Source organism: Alicycliphilus denitrificans (assembly GCF_044792555.1).
Lineage (GTDB): Bacteria > Pseudomonadota > Gammaproteobacteria > Burkholderiales > Burkholderiaceae_C > Alicycliphilus > Alicycliphilus denitrificans_A.
Genome location: NZ_CP126238.1, coordinates 2,311,313 through 2,334,925, shown reverse-complemented (window position 1 = coordinate 2,334,925; position 23,613 = coordinate 2,311,313). Strand labels below are relative to the sequence as shown.

21 protein-coding genes and 2 pseudogenes are annotated in these 23,613 nt (G+C 63.7%); 17 read left to right on the top strand and 6 right to left on the bottom strand.

Going from position 1 to position 23,613, the window contains the following annotated elements; all coding sequences use genetic code 11:
* Positions 1-11 precede the first annotated feature (11 nt).
* The 12 genes from P7644_RS11145 to P7644_RS11090 all read left to right on the top strand — a co-directional run bounded on the left by P7644_RS11145 (position 12) and on the right by P7644_RS11090 (position 12,683).
* Complete coding sequence (locus P7644_RS11145) at positions 12-401, top strand: DUF2976 domain-containing protein (RefSeq protein WP_404299126.1); 390 nt, start codon at positions 12-14, stop codon at positions 399-401.
* Positions 398-787 (top strand): TIGR03750 family conjugal transfer protein, encoded by a 390-nt coding sequence (locus tag P7644_RS11140; protein WP_404299125.1) that lies wholly within the window; start codon positions 398-400, stop codon positions 785-787. The genes P7644_RS11145 and P7644_RS11140 overlap by 4 nt, the downstream gene beginning before the upstream one ends.
* Positions 788-831: 44 nt before the next feature.
* On the top strand, positions 832-1,572 hold the full coding sequence (locus P7644_RS11135; protein WP_404299123.1) for a PFL_4703 family integrating conjugative element protein: 741 nt from the start codon (positions 832-834) through the stop codon (positions 1,570-1,572).
* Positions 1,573-1,574: 2 nt separating this feature from the next.
* The gene (locus P7644_RS11130; protein ID WP_404299121.1) at positions 1,575-2,639 is read left to right on the top strand and encodes a TIGR03749 family integrating conjugative element protein; all 1,065 of its coding nucleotides are present in this window, start codon (positions 1,575-1,577) and stop codon (positions 2,637-2,639) included.
* 8 nt (positions 2,640-2,647) lie between these two features.
* Entirely contained in the window at positions 2,648-4,066 is a 1,419-nt protein-coding gene (locus tag P7644_RS11125) for a TIGR03752 family integrating conjugative element protein (protein ID WP_404299119.1), read from the top strand.
* Between the two features lie 19 nt (positions 4,067-4,085).
* Entirely contained in the window at positions 4,086-4,544 is a 459-nt protein-coding gene (locus tag P7644_RS11120) for a TIGR03751 family conjugal transfer lipoprotein (protein WP_404299117.1), read from the top strand.
* 92 nt (positions 4,545-4,636) lie between these two features.
* The gene (locus P7644_RS11115; RefSeq protein WP_404299115.1) at positions 4,637-7,459 is read left to right on the top strand and encodes a conjugative transfer ATPase; all 2,823 of its coding nucleotides are present in this window, start codon (positions 4,637-4,639) and stop codon (positions 7,457-7,459) included.
* Between the two features lie 74 nt (positions 7,460-7,533).
* Positions 7,534-7,890 carry a TIGR03757 family integrating conjugative element protein gene (locus P7644_RS11110; protein WP_404299113.1) on the top strand — a complete coding sequence of 119 codons (357 nt, stop codon included), beginning with the start codon at positions 7,534-7,536 and terminating at the stop codon, positions 7,888-7,890.
* Positions 7,887-9,170, top strand: a complete 1,284-nt coding sequence (locus P7644_RS11105; protein ID WP_404299111.1) for a TraU family protein — start codon at positions 7,887-7,889, stop codon at positions 9,168-9,170. Before P7644_RS11110 ends, P7644_RS11105 begins: the two co-directional genes overlap by 4 nt.
* Positions 9,171-9,193: 23 nt before the next feature.
* Positions 9,194-10,582, top strand: a complete 1,389-nt coding sequence (locus P7644_RS11100; RefSeq protein WP_404299109.1) for an integrating conjugative element protein — start codon at positions 9,194-9,196, stop codon at positions 10,580-10,582.
* Between the two features lie 92 nt (positions 10,583-10,674).
* A complete protein-coding gene (locus tag P7644_RS11095; RefSeq protein ID WP_404299107.1) occupies positions 10,675-11,016 on the top strand; it encodes a hypothetical protein in 342 nt (113 codons plus the stop codon).
* A gap of 11 nt (positions 11,017-11,027) precedes the next feature.
* Positions 11,028-12,683, top strand: a complete 1,656-nt coding sequence (locus tag P7644_RS11090) for a conjugal transfer protein TraG N-terminal domain-containing protein (RefSeq protein ID WP_404299105.1) — start codon at positions 11,028-11,030, stop codon at positions 12,681-12,683.
* Positions 12,684-12,700: 17 nt separating this feature from the next.
* Here the strand turns inward: P7644_RS11090 and P7644_RS11085 are convergent, their stop codons facing one another.
* From P7644_RS11085 to P7644_RS11075, 3 genes are all read right to left on the bottom strand, one after another.
* Entirely contained in the window at positions 12,701-12,967 is a 267-nt protein-coding gene (locus P7644_RS11085) for a hypothetical protein (protein ID WP_404299103.1), read from the bottom strand.
* A 254-nt stretch (positions 12,968-13,221) separates the two neighbouring features.
* Positions 13,222-14,517: a Y-family DNA polymerase gene (locus P7644_RS11080; protein WP_404299100.1), complete on the bottom strand. Its 1,296-nt coding sequence runs from the start codon at positions 14,515-14,517 to the stop codon at positions 13,222-13,224.
* 9 nt (positions 14,518-14,526) lie between these two features.
* Positions 14,527-14,964 carry a LexA family protein gene (locus P7644_RS11075; RefSeq protein WP_404299098.1) on the bottom strand — a complete coding sequence of 146 codons (438 nt, stop codon included), beginning with the start codon at positions 14,962-14,964 and terminating at the stop codon, positions 14,527-14,529.
* Between the two features lie 171 nt (positions 14,965-15,135).
* Here P7644_RS11075 and P7644_RS11070 point away from each other — a divergent pair.
* From P7644_RS11070 to P7644_RS11050, 5 genes and pseudogenes are all read left to right on the top strand, one after another.
* Positions 15,136-15,407: pseudogene (locus tag P7644_RS11070) on the top strand (type II toxin-antitoxin system RelB/DinJ family antitoxin).
* A pseudogene (locus P7644_RS11065) lies at positions 15,379-15,564 on the top strand (type II toxin-antitoxin system mRNA interferase toxin, RelE/StbE family); the annotation flags it as partial. The pseudogenes P7644_RS11070 and P7644_RS11065, both read left to right, overlap by 29 nt.
* A gap of 113 nt (positions 15,565-15,677) precedes the next feature.
* Positions 15,678-16,052 (top strand): antitoxin Xre-like helix-turn-helix domain-containing protein, encoded by a 375-nt coding sequence (locus tag P7644_RS11060; RefSeq protein WP_404299096.1) that lies wholly within the window; start codon positions 15,678-15,680, stop codon positions 16,050-16,052.
* 53 nt (positions 16,053-16,105) lie between these two features.
* Positions 16,106-16,756, top strand: coding sequence for an RES family NAD+ phosphorylase (locus tag P7644_RS11055; RefSeq protein ID WP_404299093.1), 651 nt, complete (start codon positions 16,106-16,108; stop codon positions 16,754-16,756).
* Positions 16,757-17,161: 405 nt separating this feature from the next.
* Positions 17,162-17,398, top strand: coding sequence for a tyrosine-type recombinase/integrase (locus P7644_RS11050; protein ID WP_404299091.1), 237 nt, complete (start codon positions 17,162-17,164; stop codon positions 17,396-17,398).
* A gap of 181 nt (positions 17,399-17,579) precedes the next feature.
* Here the strand turns inward: P7644_RS11050 and P7644_RS11045 are convergent, their stop codons facing one another.
* The 3 genes from P7644_RS11045 to P7644_RS11035 are packed head-to-tail and all read right to left on the bottom strand — an operon-like array spanning position 17,580 to position 23,481.
* Complete coding sequence (locus tag P7644_RS11045) at positions 17,580-20,699, bottom strand: efflux RND transporter permease subunit (RefSeq protein ID WP_404299089.1); 3,120 nt, start codon at positions 20,697-20,699, stop codon at positions 17,580-17,582.
* Positions 20,696-22,216 (bottom strand): efflux RND transporter periplasmic adaptor subunit, encoded by a 1,521-nt coding sequence (locus P7644_RS11040; RefSeq protein ID WP_404299087.1) that lies wholly within the window; start codon positions 22,214-22,216, stop codon positions 20,696-20,698. The genes P7644_RS11045 and P7644_RS11040 overlap by 4 nt, the downstream gene beginning before the upstream one ends.
* Before the next feature lie 14 nt (positions 22,217-22,230).
* Positions 22,231-23,481, bottom strand: coding sequence for a TolC family protein (locus P7644_RS11035; RefSeq protein WP_404303182.1), 1,251 nt, complete (start codon positions 23,479-23,481; stop codon positions 22,231-22,233).
* Between the last annotated feature and the right edge of the window lie 132 nt (positions 23,482-23,613).

Below are 23,613 nucleotides of genomic sequence, written 5' to 3'. Positions count from 1 at the left end.
TAGGTGTCATTATGAGAAAACCCATATTTCGTATTATTTCTGCATCCTCGGCAATCTCTGCTGGTTTCCTGTGGGCCTGCTCGGCCGCTGTCACCAGCGCGCAAGCTGCACTTCCAAAAATGCCGACTCCTTCCGGGGGCGGTATCGGTGGAGCTCAGGTTCAGGAAGGCGACTGGATGGCCCTGATGGGGGCTTACTTCAAGCAGGGCTTCACCATCCTGGCTTTAATTCTTTCTGCGGCTGCCTTCATAGCCATCGTGATTGGTGCACTGTCCAACTGGAAGACCTACTCCGAGGGCCGCCTGACGATGGGTGAACTCAAGCAGTACCTGATCGTCGGCGTCATCGTGATCGTCTTCGTGTCGCTGATGGTCTCCTACGCGCTGGAGGCTATGGCTTGAGCGTCGCAGAAAGTACCTCTCAAGGGCGTCTCTCGTTGGGGGCGCCCCTGACTGACCGAGTGAATTCAGCTCCACCGATTTTTAACGGCATGTCTGAAACAGAGGCTGCTTATTTGGGAGGTGCTGGATTTTTGGTGAGTTTTTTGTTCGGATTGTTTATCGCTTTCATGATGGGCAAAGTTCTCATCATGGCGGTGATTTGCATTGTCGGCCCGTTGCTTGTGCTTTGGTACGGCTCGCTGTATCTGCAGAAAATCAAGCGCGGAAAGCCAGAGGGCTGCTATGTACAAACAGCCCGGATATTTTTGGCCAACCGTGGTTTTGCAAAAAAGCGCTATCTTGCCCACGATGGGCACTTTGAATTAGGCCGTCGAATCAAGCTATGACGTCATGCCAGATAACTGGCGTGATCTGTACTGGACGCATAACAATGAGCAGCAAACAATATCTGGATGCTTTGGCATCCGAGCGTAAGCACAACCAAAAACTGACATACATCATCGCCGCAGTGATTGGGCTTGGCGCATTGGGATATTGGTTTGCCTGGCGCCAACCCAAGGTTGTCGATGTGCATCTCGCTCCAGACATTCGTGCTGGCGATACCGTCCGCTTTGCGGGTGGCCGCGCCACGGTGCCCTCTCCCAATGTGTATGGCTTTGGCTACTACATCTGGCAGCAAATCAATCGCTGGCAATCCGATGGCATCAAGGATTACGGTCAGCAGATTTTCAACATGCAGTATTTCCTGACGCCCCGCTGCCAGGCGCAGCTGCAGGCGGACATGGAGCTGCGACAGGGCAAGGGCGAGCTGCGCAGGCGCACGCGCCAGATTACCGAGATCCCCGGCTTCCCTTACAGCGAAAACCGCGTACTGCGCGATGGGTCAGATGCTTGGACCGTGCTGCTGGACATGCAGGTCACCGAAACCTTTGGGGGCCAGCAGGTCAAGGACGTTTACATCCGCTACCCCTTGCGCGTGGTGCACTTCGACGTCGACCGCGAGCGCAACCCATGGATGCTGGCCTTGGATTGCTTTGGCAGCAACCGTCCCGCGCGCCTGAATCCGGCGGACCTGAAACCTGGCACAGATCCCGCCGCAAACCTCACTGCCCCGCGCCTGCCCGGCGTGATCTCTCCGTCCAGCCTGCCCCGCGAAACCTCCGTCGATTGACCATGCAGCAACGCATCCTTCTCGCCAGCAGCTTGGCTCTGCTGATCGCTATTCCGGCGCTGGGCCAACAGGTCGAGCCCCTGAACATATCCGGCTCCAGGCCCGAGCCCGCTGGCCAGGCTGAAGCTTCCGGCCCTACGAACGAGCCCATCAACCTGGGCCAGGCTTCGGCGGCTGCTGGTAGCCGCCCAGGCAACACGGTCGCAGGCATGAGCCTGCCGGCCCCGCTGGCGTCAGCAGCTGCGCGCGGCTCGATCGCTCGCTCTGCCGCTGCCCAGGCCACGCTGCGGCGGGTAGGACCCGCGCCACTGGCTGATCCCACGGCCGGCCCGGCTGAGCGCACGGTGTTCGTCCGTGAGCCCGTGCGCGTTAACCTGACCGTTGGCCAGGAGCGCCTGGTCACTCTGCCGGCCGACACCCTGCTGCATGCCCCCAGCGACATCGCGCATGTGGCACGCATGGAGTCCATCGGCGGCACGATCTATGTGACCGCCCTGGTGCCCTTCACGCCCATCCGCGTGATCGCGGAACTCGTGGACAGCGGCCAGCAGATCCCCCTTGACTTGGTGGCTGACAAGGCACCCAATGCTCCGGCCTCCAAAGGGGAGCTGCAGGTCTCCGTGGTGGAGCCCAGCACGGTGCCCAATCCATCCCAGCGGGCGAGCGATGGCGGCGCTGGGACCGCGCAGGCCGCAGAGAGCGCTGCCGTGGATATGGTGCAGCTGACCCGCCATGCCGCACGCCAACTCTATGTGCCGCGCCGCTTGGCCAACGCCACGCCTGGCGTCATCCAGGTGGCTGTGCCCGAACAGCCGGTATCTGCCCTGCTGCGTGGAGCGCGCGTCGAGGCCGTGCCCATAGGCCAGTGGAAGGGCGGCGCCCTCTATGTCACAGCCGTGCGCATCACCAACCTGTCCCGCTACGCCCTGGAGCTGCCCCTGGAATCCCTGCGTGGTCGGTGGATCTCGGCCACGGCCCAGCACGGGCGCATCGGGCCGGCCGGCAGCGATACGGACACCACGGCGATCTACCTGGTGTGCGAACGCTCCTTTGAATCCTGCCTGTGAGGCTTGCCATGGCTGTATCTCGAAACAAGCTCATTCCAGTGCTGGGCATTGGCGTACTGGTGATGGTCGGCGCCATCTTCACGCTCCACAGTAGCAAGCCTCAGGCCGCTAAGCCGATGGAGGCAGTGCCGCTGCCCGCGACCGCTGGCGCCGACGCAGACACGCCTGCGGAGTCCCTGGCCACGGTCGTGGCCAGCAACCGCGACCTGCGAAGCGACGTGCAACAGGTGCTGGCCGAGAACAAGAGGCTGCGAGAGGAACTGGCCAGGCGCGGCCCGATGCAATCCATCTCTGCAGAGCCTTCCGACAAGCCTGCATCGGGGACTGGTCAACAGCCCAACCGCCCTGCCACGCCCATCGATGTGCTCTCTGGTGCCTGGGACAACGCCACCGGCGCTTTCACAGGCCTGGGTGGCACGCATCCGCATGCACAAGCTGGTGCAGCTGCAGGCAATGCGGCTGGTTCTGCATACGACGCTAGTGCCGGCATGGTGGACTACGAGGTCATCCCGCCCATGGGCTACGTCAAGCAGACCCAGAACGCCCAGGGCAAGACCACCACGCGCTACGTGCGTGCCCCGGGCGCCGCCGAGGTAGTGCCCGGTGCCACGGCCGCCGTAAATGGCTCGGCGACCCGTGCCGCGCAGGCTGCAGCGGTGGCCAGGCCCGAGCCCTTTTTCACGCTGCCAGAGAACTCCACGCTGGCCGGCGTCACTGCAATGACCAGCCTCATCGGCCGCGTGCCCATCAATGGCCGTGTGACCGATCCCATGCAGTTCAAGGCCATGGTGGGTCGCGACAACCTGGCCGCCAATGGCTGGGAGCTGCCCGAGGATCTCGCCGGCATGGTGATCACGGGTGTGGCCATCGGCGACATGGCCCTGTCTTGCACCGAGGGCAAGGTGCGCAGCATGACCTTCGTGTTCAACGACGGCTCTATCACCACGGTCTCGGCGCGCCGGGCGGGTTCATCCAGTACTGTCCAATCCACCGGCTCCAATGTGGATCTTGGCTTCATCAGCGATCTGCACGGCAACCCCTGCATCCAGGGCAAGTTCGTGACCAATGCCCCCGCCTACCTGACCGACATCCTGGGCGCCAAGGGCCTGGGCGTGGCGGCCGAGGCACTGGCCCAGGCACAGACCACCACCCTCAACCGCGGCGACTCGACCACCTCCGCAGTCACTGGCAACGCCGGCAGCTTCGCGCTGGGCCGCATGGGCTCGGCCGCCACGGACGAGCTCACGCGCTGGCTGACCGAGCGCTTGAAGAACAGCTTCGATGCCGTGGTCACGCCCGCTGGCGTCCAGTTGGTCGTGCATCTGGACCGAGAGGTCCAGATCGACAAGCCCGTCAACGCCCGAAAGATCGTGCATCGCACCCAAGCCACCAACATCCTGTCTGGAGCCCGCTATGGCCTTGAATAAGCCCCTACTCATCGCCTGCATGTCGGTAGCACTGCTGGCCGGCTGCTCCGTCACCGGTCCGCGTGAATCACCGCTGAAAGAGGTCACCAAGGACAGCCCGACGCTGCTGGACATCTATCGCGGCAAGAACCTGAGTGGCCAAGGCCAGAGTCAGGCCAGCTCCAAAGAGACGGCGCGCGACCGCCTGGAGCGCGATGCTCAGGCTCGGCCCGTAGCCCAAGGCGACGGCACCACGGCCCGCTACTGGTCGGCGCTGGAGCCTATGCAGCAGCGCTTTGCGCGCGTGGCCAACCCGGATCTCGTGATGGTGGTCTTCCCCCACCTGGCCCGGGGCAAGTACCCGGTGCCCGGCTATGTGACGGTGTTCCCGATGTTCGAGACCACCGAGTACGCCATGCCCGGCGAGGCCGCCGAGGATCTGCTGCGTGCCCGCGCCGCATTCGGTGCCCGCAACGCTGCAGGGGAGGCACGTCGATGAGCTTCTTCGACATTCTCCTGGGCCGCACTGCTGGAGCGGCTGCAGGTGCTTCTGCTGCGGCGCCGGCAGCCACTGCTGAACGTCAGCGGCCGATGACCGCTGGCGACCGCACGCGCATGGCTCTGCGCCCGCCCTCCTTCACCGATCTCCTGCCCTATGTTGCCTATTCCGAGGACGACCAGCTGTTCGTCATGCGCGATGGCGAAACCATGGGCGCCATGTTCGAGCTCTCTCCTGTGGCGACCGAGGCCCAGCCCGAGGCTTATCTCATGGAGCGCTGCCGCAAGGTCCAGCAGGCCCTGCAGGCCCTGCCAGAGGCAGAGACCCACCACTGGATCGTTCAGTTCTTCGTCAACGATGACCGCAACATTGATCCCCTGAACCAGTTGCTCATCGACTATGTGCTGTCACAGCACAAGGACAACCCACAACGGGGCCAGGAGGTGCTGCAATCCGAGTACACCCAGTCGGTGCTGAGCCAGTTCACTGACCATCTGGCACAAGTCTCGCGGCCGCAGGGGCTTTTCACCGACACCATAGTGACGGGCCAGGTCTGGCGCGGCCAGCAGCGGCGCGTGCGCTGCTGCATCTTCCGGCGCTTTTCCAACCTGGCCGAAGACACGACCACCCCGGCCAAGCAGATCCTCGCCGTGGGCAACACCGTGATGGCCACGTTCACCGAGGCCGGCATCCAGGCCCGGCGCTGCACAGGGCGAGACTTCTACGAATGGTTGCTCCCGTTCTTCAATCGGAAAGTTCCGTGGGCCTCGACTCCTGGCGAACTGCTCAAGACCGCGCCCTACCCCGGACCCCAGCCCGCCAGCATGTTCGACTGGGATCTGGCTGAGTCGCTCACGCTGTCCCAACCCCGCGCCGTGCAGGCTGACGGACATTTCGAGTTCGATGGCGTGCCGGTCAAGGCGCTCACGCTCCAGAACCTGCGCGCCGAACCTGGTGTGGGGCATTTCTCGGCCGAGATCAAGAACGGCAACGAGTGCTTCGCCCGATTCGACCGCATGCCTCCCGGTTCCATGCTGTCCATCACGGTGGTCATCACGCCCCAGCATCTGGTCGAGCGGCGCATTGAAACCATCCGCGACAAGTCCCGTGCCCAGACGGCCCATGCCAGGGAGACCTTCAACGAGTGCGAGCGTGTGCTGCAGCACATGATCAGCAACAACGACCGGCTGCTGCCCATGATGATGACCTTGTACCTCACGGGCAAGGACAAGGCCGACCTGGCTGATGCCGTCACCCAGGCCAATGCGCTGCTCGGCCCCACCGGGTTGCGCTTTGTCGATCCCAAGCAGGACCTGGTGCCGCTGGACAGCTTCCTGCGTGCCCTGCCCTTCAACTTCGACACCGAGTTCGATAAGCGCTACCTGGTGCGCTCGCGCCTGACCTTCGCCAGCCACATCGCCGCGCTGCTGCCCGTCTATGGCCGCTCGCGGGGATCGGCCCACCCCGGTATGTGGTTCTGGAACCGGGGCGGCGAGCCGCTGTGGATGGACCCGCTCAACCGCAGCGACCGCAAGAAGAACGCCCACATGCTGACCTTCGGCCCCACGGGTGCAGGCAAGTCGGCCACCCTGGTCTACCAGTGCATGTTGACGATGGCCGTGCACCGCCCTCGTCTCATCATCGTGGACGCGGGCAACTCCTTCGGCCTCATGGTGGCCGACATGCAGGCCAAGGGCCTGACCACCCGCCAGCTCGTCATCGACAACAACTGCGACATCTCTCTGCCCCCCTTCGTGCATGCCTACAAGCTGCTGCAGGACAGCGATGTGATGGTGTCGTTCCATGCGGCAGAAGAGCAGTCCCGTGCGAGCAACCTGGCGGCCGATGAAGATGCTCTGCCGAAGGCAGTCGAGAAGGTCATGGACCAGATCGACAGCAAGCTGCAGGAGCGCCAGGAGATCGCCGAGTCCAGCCAGGCCAATGAGCCGGACCAGGACGATGCCGACGAAGCCAACGAGCCCCGCGACTTCCTGGGCGAGATGCTGATCTCGGCCATCATGATGATTACGGGCGGTGAGGCAGCAGAGGTTGAGAAACTGGGCCGCTCCGACCGCTACCTGATCACCCGCGCCATCATCAAGGCAGCGGTCAAGTGCCAGGCGCTGGGCCACGATCACCCTCTTGTGCAGGACGTGGCACTGGAGCTGATCGAGATGGTCAAGGACAAGTCCCTGTCCGAGGCCCGGCGCTATCGCGCCGAGGACATGGGCCAGTCCATGATGTCGTTCACGCAAGGCCTGCGCGGGCGCCTGTTCAACCGCTACGGCACGGACTGGCCCGACGTGGACGTGACCGTCGTGGAAATGGGCGTGCTGGTCAAGGACGGCTATGGCGATGCGCTTGCCCTGGCCTACACCAGCCTGGTGGACTTCGCGCAGTCTCGCGCCGAGCTCAACCAATACTCTGGCCGGCACAACGTCTTCCTGACCGACGAAGGGCACTTGATCACCACCAACGAGTTGTTGGGCCCGAAGGTGGCCAAGGGCACTAAGATGTGGCGCAAGCTGTCGCTGTGGTTCTGGATGGCCACCCAGAACCTAAAGGACTTCCCCGGCTCCATGTCGCGTGTGCTGTCCATGTGCGAGTTCTGGATGCTGCTGACCATGGACAAGTCCGAAACCGAGGAGGTGACGCGCTTTAGGTCCCTGACGCCCGAACAGCGCGCCATGATGGAGTCGGCCACCAAGGAGCCGCGCAAATACACGGAGGGCGTACTCATCAACGCGACCGGCCAATGGCTGTTTCGCAACGTGCCGCCAGCCCTGTCTCTGGCCCTGGCGCAGACCGAGGGCGATGAAAAGGCCCGGCGCCGCCGCCTCATGGACGCACATGGCTGTTCCGAGCTCGAGGCGGCGTACCTGGTCGCCCAGCAGATCGCGGATGCCCGCGGATGATGCGCTTTCCTCTCGCCATCGTGCTTGCGGCCGCAGCTGCAGCCGCACCAGCAGTTGCCCAAGCCCAGGCTGGCGTGACGACCGTTGAGGTTTTCGCCAACTCGGCGACGCATGTTCGCGCTCTGCCCCAGACGCCCTACCTGCAGCGCATCTATCGCGTTGACGCGATGGCCGCGATCAGCCAGCAGCTGAGCGTGCGCCTGCCCGGCGATGAAGCCCAAGCCAAGGCCTACATGCTCCAGGCCGAGGCCCAGATCCGCAAACGCTACAAGGACCAGATCGTCAACGCCGCGCACGGCATGTCCCTGGCCATCCACTACCGGCTGGACCGGCTCCCAGCCATCGTCATCAACCGCAGCGCCGTGATCTACGGCGTGGCCGACGTGGAGCAGGCCGTGGCCCTCTACCAGCAATCCCGAGGTCGTCGATGAGCCGCTTTGCACTCAAGCCTCTGGCCGCCATCGCAGCGGCGACCTCAGCCGTTTTCATGGCCTTGACGCCAGCGCCGGCCCAGGCCGTCACCACGTCCGGTGTGCTCACTTACACAGCTGCTGCCCTTCCTTCCTGTCTGGCCTACCGCGTGGAAGGCATCTGCTTTTTTCTGCGCTGTAAGCTGCTCGTGTGCTGGATCGAGACCAGCATCAAGATCAGCCACTACGTGCCGGACGTGGTCGTCAGCACCTACAACGACCCGTTGCGGCATCCCTGGACAGATCTGGGCGCGCCCGTAGCCACGGCCGTGGGCGCCGCTGGCTCCACCATCATGGGCCGGCTGCTGGACTCCTCCGCCGGCGGCCTGGACACCACCTCAGCCATGACCAACTACAAGAGTGCGGATGCCATCGGCAATCCCGCAACCATGCTGGCCAGCATGGCCACGGGTGGCATGCCGTCGATGCCCACGACCCTACCGATCCCCGGCACCACCGAGCTGGCCAAGTTCACCAACCAGGAGCTGCCCAACATCGGTCGCCAGTGGACCCAGGTGCCTCAGGAAGTGATGAACACGGTTGCCTCTGACTCCAAGAAGATGCTGGAGGCTCCTGGTCAACTACTCGCAGGCCTGCAGACCATCATGAAGTCCATCGACGGCGTGCGCCAGGTCATCGAGATCGCCGAGGTCGTGGAACAGGTGCAAGGCGGCATGGAAGCCTTCGAGAAAGTCGGCAGCATGCTGTCTGACCTAAGCGGCGGCTCCATGCTGTTCTGTCCTGGTGGCTCCTCACCGTTCTACCTGCACTACCAAAGCGAGCTCGATGCGCCATTCTGGCGTGGCGTGCTGCCGCTGGAGATGCTCTACCCACAGTCCTGGGTGCCAGGCCTGGGCGAGGTCGGCAGCGGCTACACCCAGACCTGGGGACCCACCTACCCGCGCACGGGCGAGCTCATCCAGAGCCACCCCGTCAAGACCTCGGCCGTGCTCTCCGAGCGCGTGGCCTCGATTCTCTACAAGTCGGCCCAGCCCCATGTCTACACCAAGGTGGAACCCAGCGACAACGGACAAGTTTACTTCGGCGGCGGCGGTCACATGTGGCAAATGCTGCATCCGAGCCCCGCCACCAACTGCCTAACATTTGGCACGAACGATTCGCTGTCGCTCACCACATTCGGCGACGGCAAAACCGACCCTGCTGATGGCTATTCCTGGAACCTCTGGAAGCGCTACATCTGCTGCCAGCGCCGGGGTGCGTTCCTCTTCTCCATTCCCTGACCCGCAACCCCAAGGAACCGAAAATGACTGCTAACTCGCGCAGCCAGATCAAGGCGCTGCAGGCCATCTTTTCGATTGCACTTGCCTGTGCGCTGACCGTCCTCACCGCGCCGGCCCAGGCCCAGCCCGTCTCATCGTCCAGCCTCTACTACCGCATGGGCGGCGGCTCGCCCACGGGCACGGCGCCCAATCGCGGCACCTTGTCCACCCAGCTCAGTGCCGGCGTGCGGGCCAACTACTCGTGTGGCAAGTTTGACATCGGCCTCAGCTGGTCCACGTTGATGAACAGTATCCAGAACCTGGGCGCCACGGTCACGGGCGCCGTGCAGGCAGGCATCGCAGCCCTGCCTCTGTACTTCCTGCAGCGTGCCCAACCGGGCCTGTACCAGCTCTTCCAGAACTTCAGCCAGAAGGCCGACCTGATGGTGGCCTCATCGCTCAAATCCTGCGAAGAGATGGAGGCCACGATCAAGTCTGGTAAAGACCCCTACGAGGACTACATCGCCCTGGCCAAGGGCGATGCCTGGAAGATCAAGGCCTCGGCCGCCGGCGACGTGGTGCAGGCCAAGGTGGACATCAACAAGAACGAGGAGGCCCAGCGCAACGGCCTGGACTGGGTGTTCGGCGCCAAGGCCGGTGGCGCAGGCGCCGGCTCCGCACCAATCCAGCCCGTACGTGACCTGGCCGTGGCCGGCTACAACGTGACGATCAACAAGGCTGCGAACTCGCTGGCTACAGCCAACTACGGCAGCTCGTCGATGGCATCCACGCGCCTGGTGCAGGCCTTCAAGACGCCCGAGGATCTGGCGCGCTGGTCCACCGAGGTGCTGGGCGACCAGCGCATCTACCTGTGCACCCAGGACTCCAGCTGCCCCAATCCCACAACGACGGCCACCGCCACGGGCCTGGCGCCCAAGTACGAGCAGGAGCTCGACAGCGTGCTGCCGACCATGCGCACGCTGGCCGCAAGCAAGTTGCCCAACAACGGCGAGCTGGCCAAGGTCAGCGCCCCCGGCATGGCCGTGAGCCCCCAGCTCATGGATGCCATGCGCAAGCTGCCTGCCGATGTGCAGTCCGTGGCCGTCAACCGCCTGTCCCAGGAGATCGCCATGCACAAGGTGATCGACAAGGCGCTGGTCGCGCGCAACGCGCTGATCTCAGGCCTGAGCCTGCCCCAGGCTACGGCCGCCGGCCAGGTAGGCACGGAGGTGCAAACCAAGATCGACCGGCTGACCCAGTACATCAACGACATGATGTTCGAGTTCCGCATCCGCAAGGAGATGACCGGCGACACGGCCCTGGCCATCATGAATAACCAGCTCGATGCCGGCGCCCGTGCCAATGCCGCGTCGGGTGGATTGCGTGCAGATCCTGCCCCGCTGGAGGATGGCCGTGTGGGAGTGCAGAAATGAACGCGCCTATGCATGATGACCTGCAGGCCACCAGCAGCCCTGAAGCGGTCGCGCCTGGGCCTGTCACACGTCGATGGTGGCTCAAAGGTGTGATGCCCTGGTTGCTGTATACCGCGCTGATCCTCTGCATTGGCGTCCTGCTGTTTGTGGCTATGCAGACCCTGCAGCCCGATCAGTTCCAGCAGCTGGAGACCTTGCTGCGAGGCATCAGCCGCTTTGGGGCGCTGGCTCAGGTGGCCGCGGTCGCATGGATCGTTTGGCGCTGGCGGCGCATCGTCGCCTGGGGCCGCAGGCGCGGCCTGGTCAACAAGAAAGAGTACCGCGCTGTGCTGGCCATGCGCCACAAGGTCGCTGGCTGGCTGGCCCTGTACCTGATTCTCATCCCCATTGGCCCGCGCAGGCTCCTTGCCACAGCGCTGGCCTGGCTCAACTAAACGAGGTCGGCATGCAACTCGACAGCTATCTCGAAATCTTCACGACCCTCTACGGTTGGGCCTTCGCCAACCTGATCGGCGAGATCCTCGTGGGCACCGGCCTGGCCGTGCTGCCCTTTGGCCTGGTCGTTTTCAAGACTTGGCACGAAGCCAAGGACCAGGGCATGGGCTTCGACGGCGTGCGCTCTCTGCTCGAATCGATCGAGACGCGGCTCATCACGATGATGTTCGTGATGGCCACGTGCTTTGCCACAACGCCGTTCACGTCCCTGCACAACCTGAACATGAGCTACGTGCCGTCGCGCAGCTTCGACGGCAAGGAGCCCCAGGTCGCGTCCTTGAAGGGGGGCACCGGCTCTGGCTACGACCAGGCGATGGCCGATGCGGTCAGTGGCTCGTTCAGCAAGGCTGGCAACCTCTCCTACGTGCCCGCCTGGTGGTACACGGTCATGGGCATCTCCTCGGGCATCAACGGTGCATTCCGCGCCGGCCTTGCCAACAGCAGCCGCGACCTGCGCATGATTGAGGACATGGCGCGGATGGCTACCATCGAAGACCCTGGGCTGCTGTATGAGCTGCAGCGCTTCTACAGCGAATGCTTCATCCCGGCGCGCAGCCAGTACCTGGCCATGGATCGCAGCAAGCTGTCTGCCAGCGGTAAAACCATCATTGCCGAAGGCAATACATACGGCCCCACGGATGTGGACTGGGTGGGCAGCCAGCTGTTCCGCATGGAGTCTGGGTTCTATGACGAAATGCGTTCCTACAACCCAGTGCCGGGCTGGGCCATCGACTTCTCGCGCGACGTGGACTACATCCAGACCCCGGCGCCTGAGGGCGACCCGCACCATGGCTATGTGAACCCGGACTGGGGACGCCCTACCTGCAAGCAGTGGTGGGAGGACAGTGAAGCCGGTATTCGTGACAAGCTGACCAACAACACCAGCACCTGGAGAAAACTGACTCAATCCGTGCAAAACACCTTGACGTTCAAGAACGCGGATGAGGCGAAGGACAGCATTGCGCGACTGGGGTTTGAAAAAGCCAATCCGACGTTTATCTCGCCAGATCGGATCATGGGTGATGAATATGGTACAGGGACGAATATATGGCGCTCTGTGACAGGCGCAGCGAGCACGTTTGGTGTTGCAAACAAGGCCCTGGATGCTTCACTTGCGATGATCCCGTTACTCAACGCCCTGCCGATGGCACAAGCGCTGGTGCTGATGGCGATCTACATGTTCTTGCCACTGATCGTTTTCTTGAGTGGCTACGACCTGAAGATGATGCTCTACGGCGGACTGGCCATATTTACAGTGAAGTTCTGGGCCGTGATGTGGTACGTGGCGCGCTGGGTCGATGCGCATCTCATTGATTCGATGTACCCAGGCTTCAACGGCAGTGCGTTGATGCAAGAAATCACACAAGTGGCGAGTGCCGGCCAGCCTCAACTCTACAAACGGATGATCTTGAACGTGCTATTGATGCTGCTATTCATTGGCTTACCATTGATTTGGACATCAATGATGGGCTGGATTGGCTACCGGATGAGCGTTGGACTGGAATTTGCGGATGGCTCCAACTCTCTTGCAACTGGAGTTGCTAATTCAACAAAATCTGGAGGCCTAAAAGGTGCAAACTTATCCGCAAAACGGATGAGAAAATAATTAAAGTTGGTGAGAAATTACTCTTTCTCACCAATTCCAAAAAAATTCACCATTTGCCCTTCGCTGATATTTCCTCGGGTAAATTCTCTCATAGCACTTTGCTCATCATTCACAAAACCCTTCATTTTATAACCCTCTGCAGCGCCTTCTTCTTCCTCATTGCTTTCCAACATGGCGAGAAATGCATTGCCAAAGGAAGAGAAAACCAGCCCACCAACGATGAACGTGATCTTCAAAACGAGCTTTAGAGTGGCGAGTACGAAGCGAACCATGAAATCGAGCATCGGGTACCTCTTGAGGTCTAGAGCGACAGACCATGGCAGACAGGTGCGGCCTCTTGGCCCAAACCGACTGCCACACGGAACCAGATGCTCCATGCGCTAGGTTGATCGTTCCCTAGCCGCCTACACCGATCCTTTGCGTTTCGGTTGACAGATCGTAACGTCTGCTCACAGACTTGTAAAGTCCGTGCGCTCCGCCCTTCCCACTATGCTGACTGGCACGGGGCCTTCTCGCCCCGGCTCCTTCAGACTCGATCTCATGCACGAGCCAGTGGCACCTCAGAAATCTCCGTCGTGTAGCGCGGCGTGCGCCGCTCCTGGCGCATGCCCCACGTCTTGGCGGACTTGGTTTGTCCGGTGCTGGCCACGTGAACGGTGCCCTTTCCGAAACGCTCATTGATGGCATCCATCGCGCTCATCAGCCGTCTGTGATCGCGGTTTGCAGGCTCGTCGAGTGGTAATGCAGCCTGGCCCAACTCTGGCCCGGTGATGTCAAGAAGCATGACGCCGGCTTTGACCAGGTCATGGCCGGGCTCATAGATGGCCCGCAGGCCGGCAGTTGCGGCCGCCACGAGTCGACGGGTGTCGGCTGTGGGCTGCAGCGGCAAGATGGTCGAGCGGTAGAAGCGTGGACCAGGCCTGTGCGGCGACGTGTGGATGAAGACCTGCAACTGGCCCGCTCTGCCATCTTGCATTCGCAGCTTTTCGGCCGCCCGCGTTGCAAACTCGCTCACTGCTTCGAGCAGTGGTGGCAACTCACGCACCGTGCGTCCGAACGACCTGGTGCATGCGATCGTTTGCTTGGGCGCCGGCGCCGCTTCCAGCGCGATGCAGCTTTGCCCCTGCAGCTCGCGCACCGTACGCTCCAGCACAACGCTCCACCGCCGGCGCACAGTGCCGGCATCGAGCTGGGTCAGCTCCCAGGCAGTAAGAATTCCCCCTTCGGCCAGCTGCGCGGCAATGCGCCGCCCCACGCCCCACACATCGGCAACTGCAGTCGCCTGCAGCAGTTTCCGGCGCCGCTCGCCGGGCTGTTCAGTCAGGTTGCAAATCCTGGCCAAGTCTGCAGGATAGCTGCCGGGTTTGCGCTCTGCATCCTTGGCGATATGGTTGGCCAGCTTGGCCAAGGTCTTCGTTTCGGCTATGCCGATGCAGCAAGGGATGCCCACCCACTGCAAGATCCGCTCGCGCACAGCGCCCGCACGCTGGGTCAGGTCACGGATACCATCTAGCCCGCCAATGTATGACTCGTCGATGGAGTAGATCTCTTGTGTTGGCCCCAAGCCGGCCGCCAAGCTCATCATCCTGTCGCTAATGTCACCGTATAGCGCGAAGTTGGCAGACAAAGCGACCAGGCCGTGCTGGTGTTGCATGTGTTGGATTTCAAACCATGGCTGCCCCATCTTGATGCCCAGCGCCTTGGCCTCGTTGGAGCGCGCGATTGCGCACCCATCGTTGTTGGAGAGCACAACTACCGGCAGGCCTTCCAGTGACGGCCTGAAAGCGCGCTCGCAGCTGACGTAGAAATTGTTGCCATCAACCAGCGCAAACATGTTCCAACCTCATACCTTGAAGCGCTTGATGCAGGCAGTGACGACACCCCAGATCGTCAACATCTGGCCCTCTTTGGGAACGATGTCTGGGTATGTCGTGTTGCCGGCGCGCAGCCTCACCGAACCCGCCACGCTGTGCAGCCGCTTCACTGTGAAATCGTTGTCGAGTACAGCGACCACAATGTGCCGGTGCACGGGCTTGATCGCCCGGTCGATCATGATCAGATCGCCGTCATCGATGCCCTCATCCTTCATTGACAGACCCGAGACACGCATCAGAAATGTCGCCTGTGGATGCTTGATCAGCTCCGCGTTGAGATCGATGCGCTGGGCTGCGAGATCCGCGGCCGGCGACGGAAAACCGGCACGCACGCAAGCATCGCCGGCGGTGACAAAGCATCCCAACTCGCTCAGTGGCTGCGGTGATTGAAGTGGGTCTGAGTGCATGCTGGCCTCAATGCTGTATTTTTGTACAGTATAAATCCGATGCCGGGGTTTTTGGCACCTGCACCCACTGTCTGATCACGCAGCAGCGCGAAAAGCGAACCTGCGGCTACTTCCCGGCCGCGCACGACGTGCGATACAAAGTATCTCAATCAGTCGCAATAGGAGGCCATCATGGCTGCTACCACCACCATGGTTCACGTCCGCGTGGACGAGAACGTCAAGGCGCAGACTGCGGAAACGCTGGCCTCGATGGGCCTGACCGCCTCCGATGCGATCCGTGTGTTCCTGACCCGTGTCGTCGCCGACAAGGAACTGCCGTTCGCCCTCAAGGCACCGAACGCCACCAGCCGTGTCGCCATCGCTGAGTCATCAAAAGCCGTCGCGCTCGCTTCGCAATCGCTGACGCCCTGCTGAATGACCTCGAAGCAGCCAGCCGCAAGTAAGCGGGCAAACCTGCCTCGCGCTTCGGACTACACCAAGGACTTCCTCAAGGACTGGCAGCGCCTGTCCCACTCCGGCCGGTACGACATGAACCGGCTGAAAGATGCTATGACGCTGCTCATCGTCAACGTCGGGCCGCTGCCGCCTGAATGGCTCGATTAACCGCTGACGGGCGACTGGGCAGGCCATCGTGAGTGCCACATACCTGGCGTCTTGTTTTTCTATTTTTTGTTGATAAAATTTCCATAGAAAGTAATTAGCAAGGAAATGCCATGCAACCCCGAGTCGCGATGAAGGCCGATCCTGGCGAGGTTCTCGCCAAGGCAACAGCTCGCGCAAGCGAACTTCTGGGACTCTCCGGCGCTGCGCTCTCGCGCGTGCTCGGCGTGAGCGAGGCCACGGTCTCGCGCGTGTTGAAGGGCGAGAAGCCCATCAATCCGGTATCGAAGGAAGGAGAGCTGGCGCTACTGCTTGTGCGCGTCTACCGCTCGGTGGATGCGCTGGTCGGTACCGATGACACCAAGCGGCGAGCGTGGATGGCCAGCCACAACAAAGCATTAGGCGGCCAGCCCCGCAAACTGGTAGAGCGGGCCGATGGCCTGGTGGCCACCTTGAATTACCTGGATGGGATGCGGGCGCCTACGTGACGACATGGGATACGAGCTGGTTCGACGCGGCAGGCTCCATCGCAATCCGCACCATGGCCGCATGGCGCGGTGTCGAAGCGCAGCATGTGGTGTCTACCCTGCGGCTGGTGGACACCGTGGAAGAGCAGGATCTGCTGGAACAGATGCTTGAGGGCAGCAAGCCCGCACTGCCTGAAAGCGCACAGCCTAAGCACTACCTCTTGTCAACGCCGTTCCGGTACAGCCCAGCGCACCAAAGCCGCTTCCGTCCTGCGAACGCCAAGGGTCAATGGTACGGGGCACAGAGCGTGTATGGGGCCTGCGCCGAAGTCGCCTACTGGCGGCACCGGTTCATTCTCGACAGCGCAGGGCTGCTGGAGCAGGTGCTGCTGACGGAGCACAGCATTTTTCAAGGGGTTCTGGAGGGGGAATCCATCGACTTGATGGGGCAGCCGTGGGTGCAGGCTCGTTCGGGGTGGACGCATGGCAGCAATTACGGTGAAACCCAGGCCGTGGCCGCAGAGGCTCAACGCCGAGAGGTGCAGTGGCTGAGCTACGAGTCGGTGCGAGCCCCGGGCGAGCGCTGCGCCGTCGCGTTCGACGTGAATTGCCTATACGAGCCCAAGCAGTCCCTGGACTGCACCATTCAGCGGTGGGTGTGCAAGGCCACCCGCAGCTCGGTGATGTTCACAAGGGATCGCGAGAGCTACGTCTGGGATTTCTGAGCGGTCGCAGCAAGGTGCAGGGCAGAGACTGTGCACGAGCCTAGGAGCTGGTGGCACTCCATCTCAGTGTCCGCCGCAAACCCCAGAAGGAAATCTAGGCCTTGGGCGTCAGCCACGGTCTGCGGTTTCAGGAGGCAGACCACCCAAGGCGATGACTCCTGGAGGTCTGGTCGTGGCGTTTATCGTCCTCCGTATGCACATAGATGCTGGTGGTTGCAATGTTCGGGGTGATCTGAGTTTTCGTGCAGATCGTCGCGGTGTGAATCAAGGGTAAACCCGTATTTTATTAATTGCTTCCTTGCTACGGGTTCGTGGTGTCGCGATGCCCCCAAAAAATACTCGCCACCTTACGCTCAGTCCTTTCCGAGCCTTCTGAAGGATGTTTTTCGGGAGGCTGCAGCACGTTTGCGTGCCCGAGGGCCGGAGCATGAGGTCGCAGCTGCCCATGTAGAGCAGGCTTCGGCGCACTGGCTGCGCCATACGGCCGGCACTCATCAAAGCGACAACATGGATCTCAAGGCGGTCCGCGACAACCTGGGTCACGCGAACATTGCTACCACCAGCATCTATGTGCACACGGAGGACGATAAACGCCACGACCAGACTTCCAGCTTGCACAAGCTTGGATGGTTGGCCCCCTAAAGTCTGAGCTTGCACTGAGCAGCCAGATGCCAATGCAATATCGGTACTGGGGTTGTTTTTAGTCCCACGCTCGTTCAGACCAAAGAGCACGCCATCGGTCGGGAATGGCGCTCGCCCAGAAGGATAGGCGGGGTTTGTCTACGGGCTCGGCAGCTACCCCAAACCCCGCCGATCTCTCAAACTAACGCGGCTTGCGCATCAACACATAGGCCGCAGGGATCACGAACAGCGACAGCAGCGGCGCGGTGATCATGCCGCCGAGCATCGGGGCCGCGATGCGGCTCATGACCTCTGACCCTGTGCCGCTGCCCCAGACGATGGGCACCAGGCCGGCCAGGATGACGGCCACGGTCATCGCCTTGGGGCGCACACGCAGCACGGCCCCTTCGCGGATGGCATCCAGCAGCTCTTTCTGCGTCGGCCTTCGGCCGTCAGGGCAGCGCTCGTCCAGGGCGTGTTTGAGGTAGATGAGCATGACCACCCCGAACTCTGCCGCGACCCCCGCCAAGGCAATGAAACCCACGCCGGTGGCAATCGACAGGTTGTACCCCAGCAAGTACAGGAACCAGATTCCCCCGGTCAGCGCAAACGGCAGCGTGGCCATGATCAGGACGGCCTCGTCCAGGCGCGAGAAGGTCAGGTACAGCAGCACGAAGATGATCAGCAGCGTGGCCGGCACCACCACCTTCAGGCGCGCATCGGCGCGCTCCATGTACTCGAACTGCCCCGAGTAGGCGATGCTGACGCCCGGCTCCAGTTTGACCTCACGACCCACTGCGGCACGCAGATCATTGGCCACCGAGGCCAGATCGCGGCCGCGCACATCGACATACACCCAGCCTGACGGGCGCGCGTTCTCGCTCTTGAGCATGGGCGGCCCGTCGGTGATGGCCACGCTGGCCACGGTGCCCAGCGTGATCTGCTGGCCATTGGGTGTCCAGATCGGCAGTTGCACCAGCCTTTCGGGCGAGTCCCGCCACTCGCGCGGGTAACGCACGCTGATCGGGAACCGTGCCAGGCCCTCGACGGTTTCCGAGACGTTCTCGCCGCCCACCGCGCCGGCCACGACGGACTGGATATCCGCCACGTTGAGCCCGTAGCGGCCCGCGGCCGTGCGGTCGATGCGCACATCCACGTAGCGGCCGCCGGTCAGGCGCTCCGCCAGTGCCGAACTGACGCCCGGGATGCTCTTGGCGACATGCTCGATCTGCAGTGCGATCTGGTCGATCACGCGCAGGTCGTTGCCGGTGACCTTGACCCCGATCGGGCTCTTGATGCCGGTGGCCAGCATGTCGATGCGGTTGCGGATGGGTGGAATCCAGATATTGGCCAGGCCGGGGATCTTGACCGCCTTGTCCAGCTCCTCGACCAGCCGCTCGGGCGTCATGCCTGCGCGCCACTGCTCCCTGGGCTTGAGCTTCACCGTCGTCTCGAACATCTCCAGCGGCGCAGGATCGGTCGCGGTTTCCGCGCGCCCGGCCTTGCCGAACACGCGCTCGACCTCGGGCACGGTCTTGATCATGCGGTTGCTGATCTGCAGCAGCTCGGCGGCACGCTGGGCGGACAGTCCCGGCAGGGCCGAGGGCATGTAGAGCAGATCGCCCTCATCCAACCGGGGCAGGAACTCCCCACCGAGCCGCGCCAGCGGCCAGGCGGTGGTCGCCAATGCCAGCACCGCGATCAGCAGCGTCGCCTTGGGCCGGTGCAGTACCCACTCCAGGCTCGGCCGGTACACCGCAATCAGCATGCGCGTAATCGGATTCTTCTGTTCATCGGGGATGCGCCCGCGAATCCAGTAGCCCATGAGCACGGGAATCAGCGTCACCGACAACCCAGCCGCCGCCGCCATAGCGTAGGTCTTGGTGAAGGCCAGCGGCCCGAACAGGCGGCCCTCCTGCGCTTCGAGGGTGAACACCGGGATGAACGACAGGGTGATGATCAGCAGCGAGAAGAACAGCGCCGGGCCGACTTCCTGCGCGGCCAGCGTGATCACGCGCCAGCGCTCCTCGCCCTGCAAGGACTCTCCGGGGTGCTCGTGCTGCCAGACCTCCAGCTTCTTGTGCGCGTTCTCGATCATCACCACGGCCGCGTCGACCATGGCGCCCACCGCGATCGCGATACCCCCCAGCGACATGATGTTGGCGTTGATGCCCTGGTAGCGCATCACGAGAAAGGCGGTCATCACGCCCAGCGGCAGGGAGATAATGGCCACCAGCGCCGAGCGCAGGTGCCACAGGAAGATCGCGCAGACCAGCGCCACCACCAGGAACTCCTCGCCCAGCTTGAGCGTGAGATTGTGGATGGCGCGCTCGATCAGCGCGCTGCGGTCGTAGGTCGTGACGATCTCGACACCCGGCGGCAGGCTCCCCTTCAACTGTTCCAGCCTGGCCTTGACGGCGGCGATGGTCTCCTGGGCGTTCTTGCCCGAGCGCAGGATCACGACGCCGCCGGCGACCTCGCCCTCCCCGTCCAGTTCAGCGATGCCGCGCCGCATTTCCGGCCCGATTTGGAGCGTCGCCACGTCGCCCAGGCGCACTGGGACCCCGCTACGCGCCGCCAGCGGAACCGCGCGGAAGTCGTCCAGGCTTTGCAGGTAGCCATTGGCGCGGACCATGTATTCCGCCCCCGACAGCTCCAGCACCGATCCGCCCGTTTCCTGGTTGGCGTTCACCAGCGCGTCGCGCACCTGGCTCTGGCTGATGCCAAGAGAGGCCAGCTTGACCGGGTCGAGCACCACCTGGTACTGCTTGACCATGCCACCAACGGAGGCCACCTCGGCTACGTTGGGCAGGCTCTTGAGCTCGAATTTGAGGAACCAGTCCTGCAGCGCGCGCAGCTGTGCAAGATCGGTCTTGCCGGTGCGATCCACCAGCGCGTACTGGAATATCCAGCCGACCCCGGTGGCATCAGGTCCAAGCGCCGGCTTGGCCGTGGCAGGCAAGCGCCCCTGGACCTGGTTGAGATACTCAAGCACCCGCGAGCGCGCCCAGTAGAGATCGGTGCCGTCCTCGAACAGCACGTAGACGAACGAATCGCCAAAGAACGAGAAGCCGCGCACCGTCTTGGCGCCCGGCACCGACAGCATGGTGGTGGCCAGCGGGTAGGTGACCTGGTTCTCGACGATCTGCGGCGCCTGGCCGGGGTAGCTCGTGCGGATGATGACCTGCACGTCCGACAGGTCCGGCAGCGCATCCACGGGCGTGCTGCGCACGGCCCACACACCCCATGCCGTCAGCATGACAGTAGCCAGCAGCACCAGAAACCGGTTGGCGACCGACCACCGGATCAGTTTCGCGATCATGGCTTGACCCTTTCGATGGCGGTGATCACATAGTCCTCGCCCTGCTTGGCGAAGGTGAAGCGCACGGCCTGCTTGGGTGCGAGTCCCGCAGCCAGTTTGGGATCGGCCAGCTTGAAGCCCATGGTCATGGCGGGCCACTTGAGGGCCGGCACGGGGTCGTGGGCCAGCGTCAGCTCGGTCGGTGAAACCTCATCGATCACACCGCGCACCGTGAAGGCGTTGGCCGCGGCGGCCGATGGCGCGGAGGCGCCATGTTCGCCGTGCCCCTGCGCCGCGGTGGAAGCACCGGCCTGGGCGGGAAGCAAGCCGCGCAGGCTGGCCTCCGAGTCGATCAGGAACTGTGCCGACGCCACCACCTGCTGCCCCGCGGCCAGGCCGCTCTTGATGACCAACTGGTCGCCGATCTCGGCACCCAGCTGCACCTCAACGGGGTGGAACTTGCCCGGGCCATCGACCACATAGGCTAGCGCGCGCCGGCCGGTACGAATCACGGCCTCGCTGGGCACCAGCAGCGCGCTCTGTTCGTTGCCCTTGAGGGTGACCTGGCCCGACATGCCCGCCTTCAGGCGCTGGCCCGGGTTGGGCAGTTCCAGGCGCACGCGCACCGTGCGGGTGTCGCGGTTGGTCTCCGGCAGGATGGCGACGATGCGCGCCCGCAGCTCCTCGCCGGGAAAGGCCGCCAGGCGCACCTGGGCGGCCTGGCCCAGCTGCAGCGGGCCGCTTTGCGCCTCGGGCACCGCCACCTCGACCCAGACCGTGGACAGTCCGTTCACGCGCGCCAGGCTGGCACCGGCGGCCACGGTCATGCCCTGGCGCACCATGAGTTCGGCGACCAGCCCGCCCTGGGGCACGGTCACGGTATAGAGCCCGCGCGGTTCGCCGCTGCGCTCCACCTGGGCCACCAGGCTGCTGGGCATGCCCAGCAGCAGCAGGCGCTGCCGGGCCGCCTCGGTCAAGGACTCGTCCTTGAGCGCGCGCACCGCGAGGAATTCGCGCTGCGCCGCCACCCATTCGGGCAGCAGCAGATCCGCCAAAGGCGCGCCCGCGGCGATCACGTCGCCCGGTGCGCGCGCATAGACGCGCTCGACGAAGCCTGCGGCGCGCGCCTGCACGATGCTGACCTCGCGGTCATTGAGCAGCACGGTACCCACCACATCCACATCGGCGCTGATGCTGCCCTGCACGACCTCGGCCGTGCGCAGGCCCAGCGACTGCACCGTCTGCGGCGATACGCTGAGGCCGGAACCGTCCTGCCCGTCCTCATCGGCGTACTTGGGCACCAGATCCATATCCATGAAGGGCGATTTGCCGGGCTTGTCGAATTTCTGCGTCGGCGACATGGGGTCGTACCAATACAGCACCTTGCGCTCGGTGGTCGAGCCGGCGCCCGCGTGCGTGCTGGTCGCATCGGTGGAATGTGTGGTGCCGGCGCGCCATTGGGCCAGGCCCCAGCCGGCCGCGACGCCCATGGCGATCAGGGTCAGGCCCAGCAGGCCTTTTTTTATCGAGTTGTTCATGTTGACGTGTCCCATCAATTGGCAATGAGGTTGTTCAGGCGCACCACCAGGCCGTCGTGCTGGGCCTGCAGGTCGATCAGGCGCATGCGCGCCTCCAGCACCTGGGCGCGCGTGACGAGGACGGCGCTCAGGTCACCCTTGGCGGCGCGGTAGTTGGCCAGCGCCAGGTCGGCGCGCTCCCGGGCCAGGCGCAGGCCCGTGCCGTTCAGGCGCTGCAGCTGGCTTTGCAGCGCCTGCAGTTCGGCGGCGTTGTCGTCGAGCTCCTGCAGGTGCCGGCGTGCGACGTCGTCCTGCTCGGCCTCCAGGCGCTCCTGCTCACGCTGCTTGGCCTCAATCATGGGCACCTGGCGGCGATCCTTCTGCCAGGGCAGATCGAAAGTGACCTGGAAGGACACCATGTCGCCCCATTGGCGCCCGCGCCGGTTGTAGGCGACCTCCCACGACCAGTCGCCACGCGATTCCGCCTGGGCCTCGTGGGACTCCGCGCGCGCCATGCGCTGCATCGCCGGGTACAGCTCCAGCTCGGCGTGGTGTGCGAGGTCGGTGCGTAGTTGCTCGACGGGCCGCTCCAGTGCACCGGGGCCGCCGCTCAGCGCCTCGTCCGCGCGCGGCCCGACCCAGCGGCGCAGCATGGCGCGGGCCTTGGACCGATCGCGCCGCAGGTCGTCACGCCGGTCGGACAGCGCCAGCGCCTCCTGCTGCGCCGCCAGCAGGTCGCCGGCCTGGGCCGAACCGCCCGCCACACGCGCGGGCAGGCTGTCCTGCAGGCGCTGGTTCTCTGCGAGCAACTCAACGAGCAACTGCTCGCGCTGCTCCACGGCCTGGGCGGCAATCCAGGCCAGGCCGACCTCCTGCCTTATTTGCAGGCGCTGCAGGGTTTGCGTCGCGCGCTCGCGCTCCACGCGGGCCTGCGCGCTGGCGACCTTGGCATCGCGCTTGGCCTGGTTGGGCACCTCCTGCATCAGGGCGATGCGCTGCGAGGTCATGGAGTCGCGCGTCAGGCTCCAGCGATCCATGCCGCTGATGGGCAGGCTTTCGATACCCAGGGCCAGCTTGGGGTCGGGCAGCGTGCCAGCCGCCTTCTGTGCGGACTCGGCCGCATCGATCTGTAGCCGCAGCGCCGCGGCACGCGGGCTTTGCTGCTCGGCGATGGCGAGGGCCTCGGAAAAGTCCAGGGCGTGGACCTGGCCGGCGGCCAGCGCCGCACCAGCCAGCAACAGGCCCAGCCGATGCAGCCTGGGGCCGCGGGTATTCGTGCGGGGCATGCCGCAGGCCCGCGCGGGGCGATGCTCGCTGCGAGCACCGGAAGAATGGATAGACATGAAAATCCTCGAAATGGACGGCCACACAAACACCTGCTTCACTGCGTCGGGACGCAGCGCGCATGGGGTGGCAAG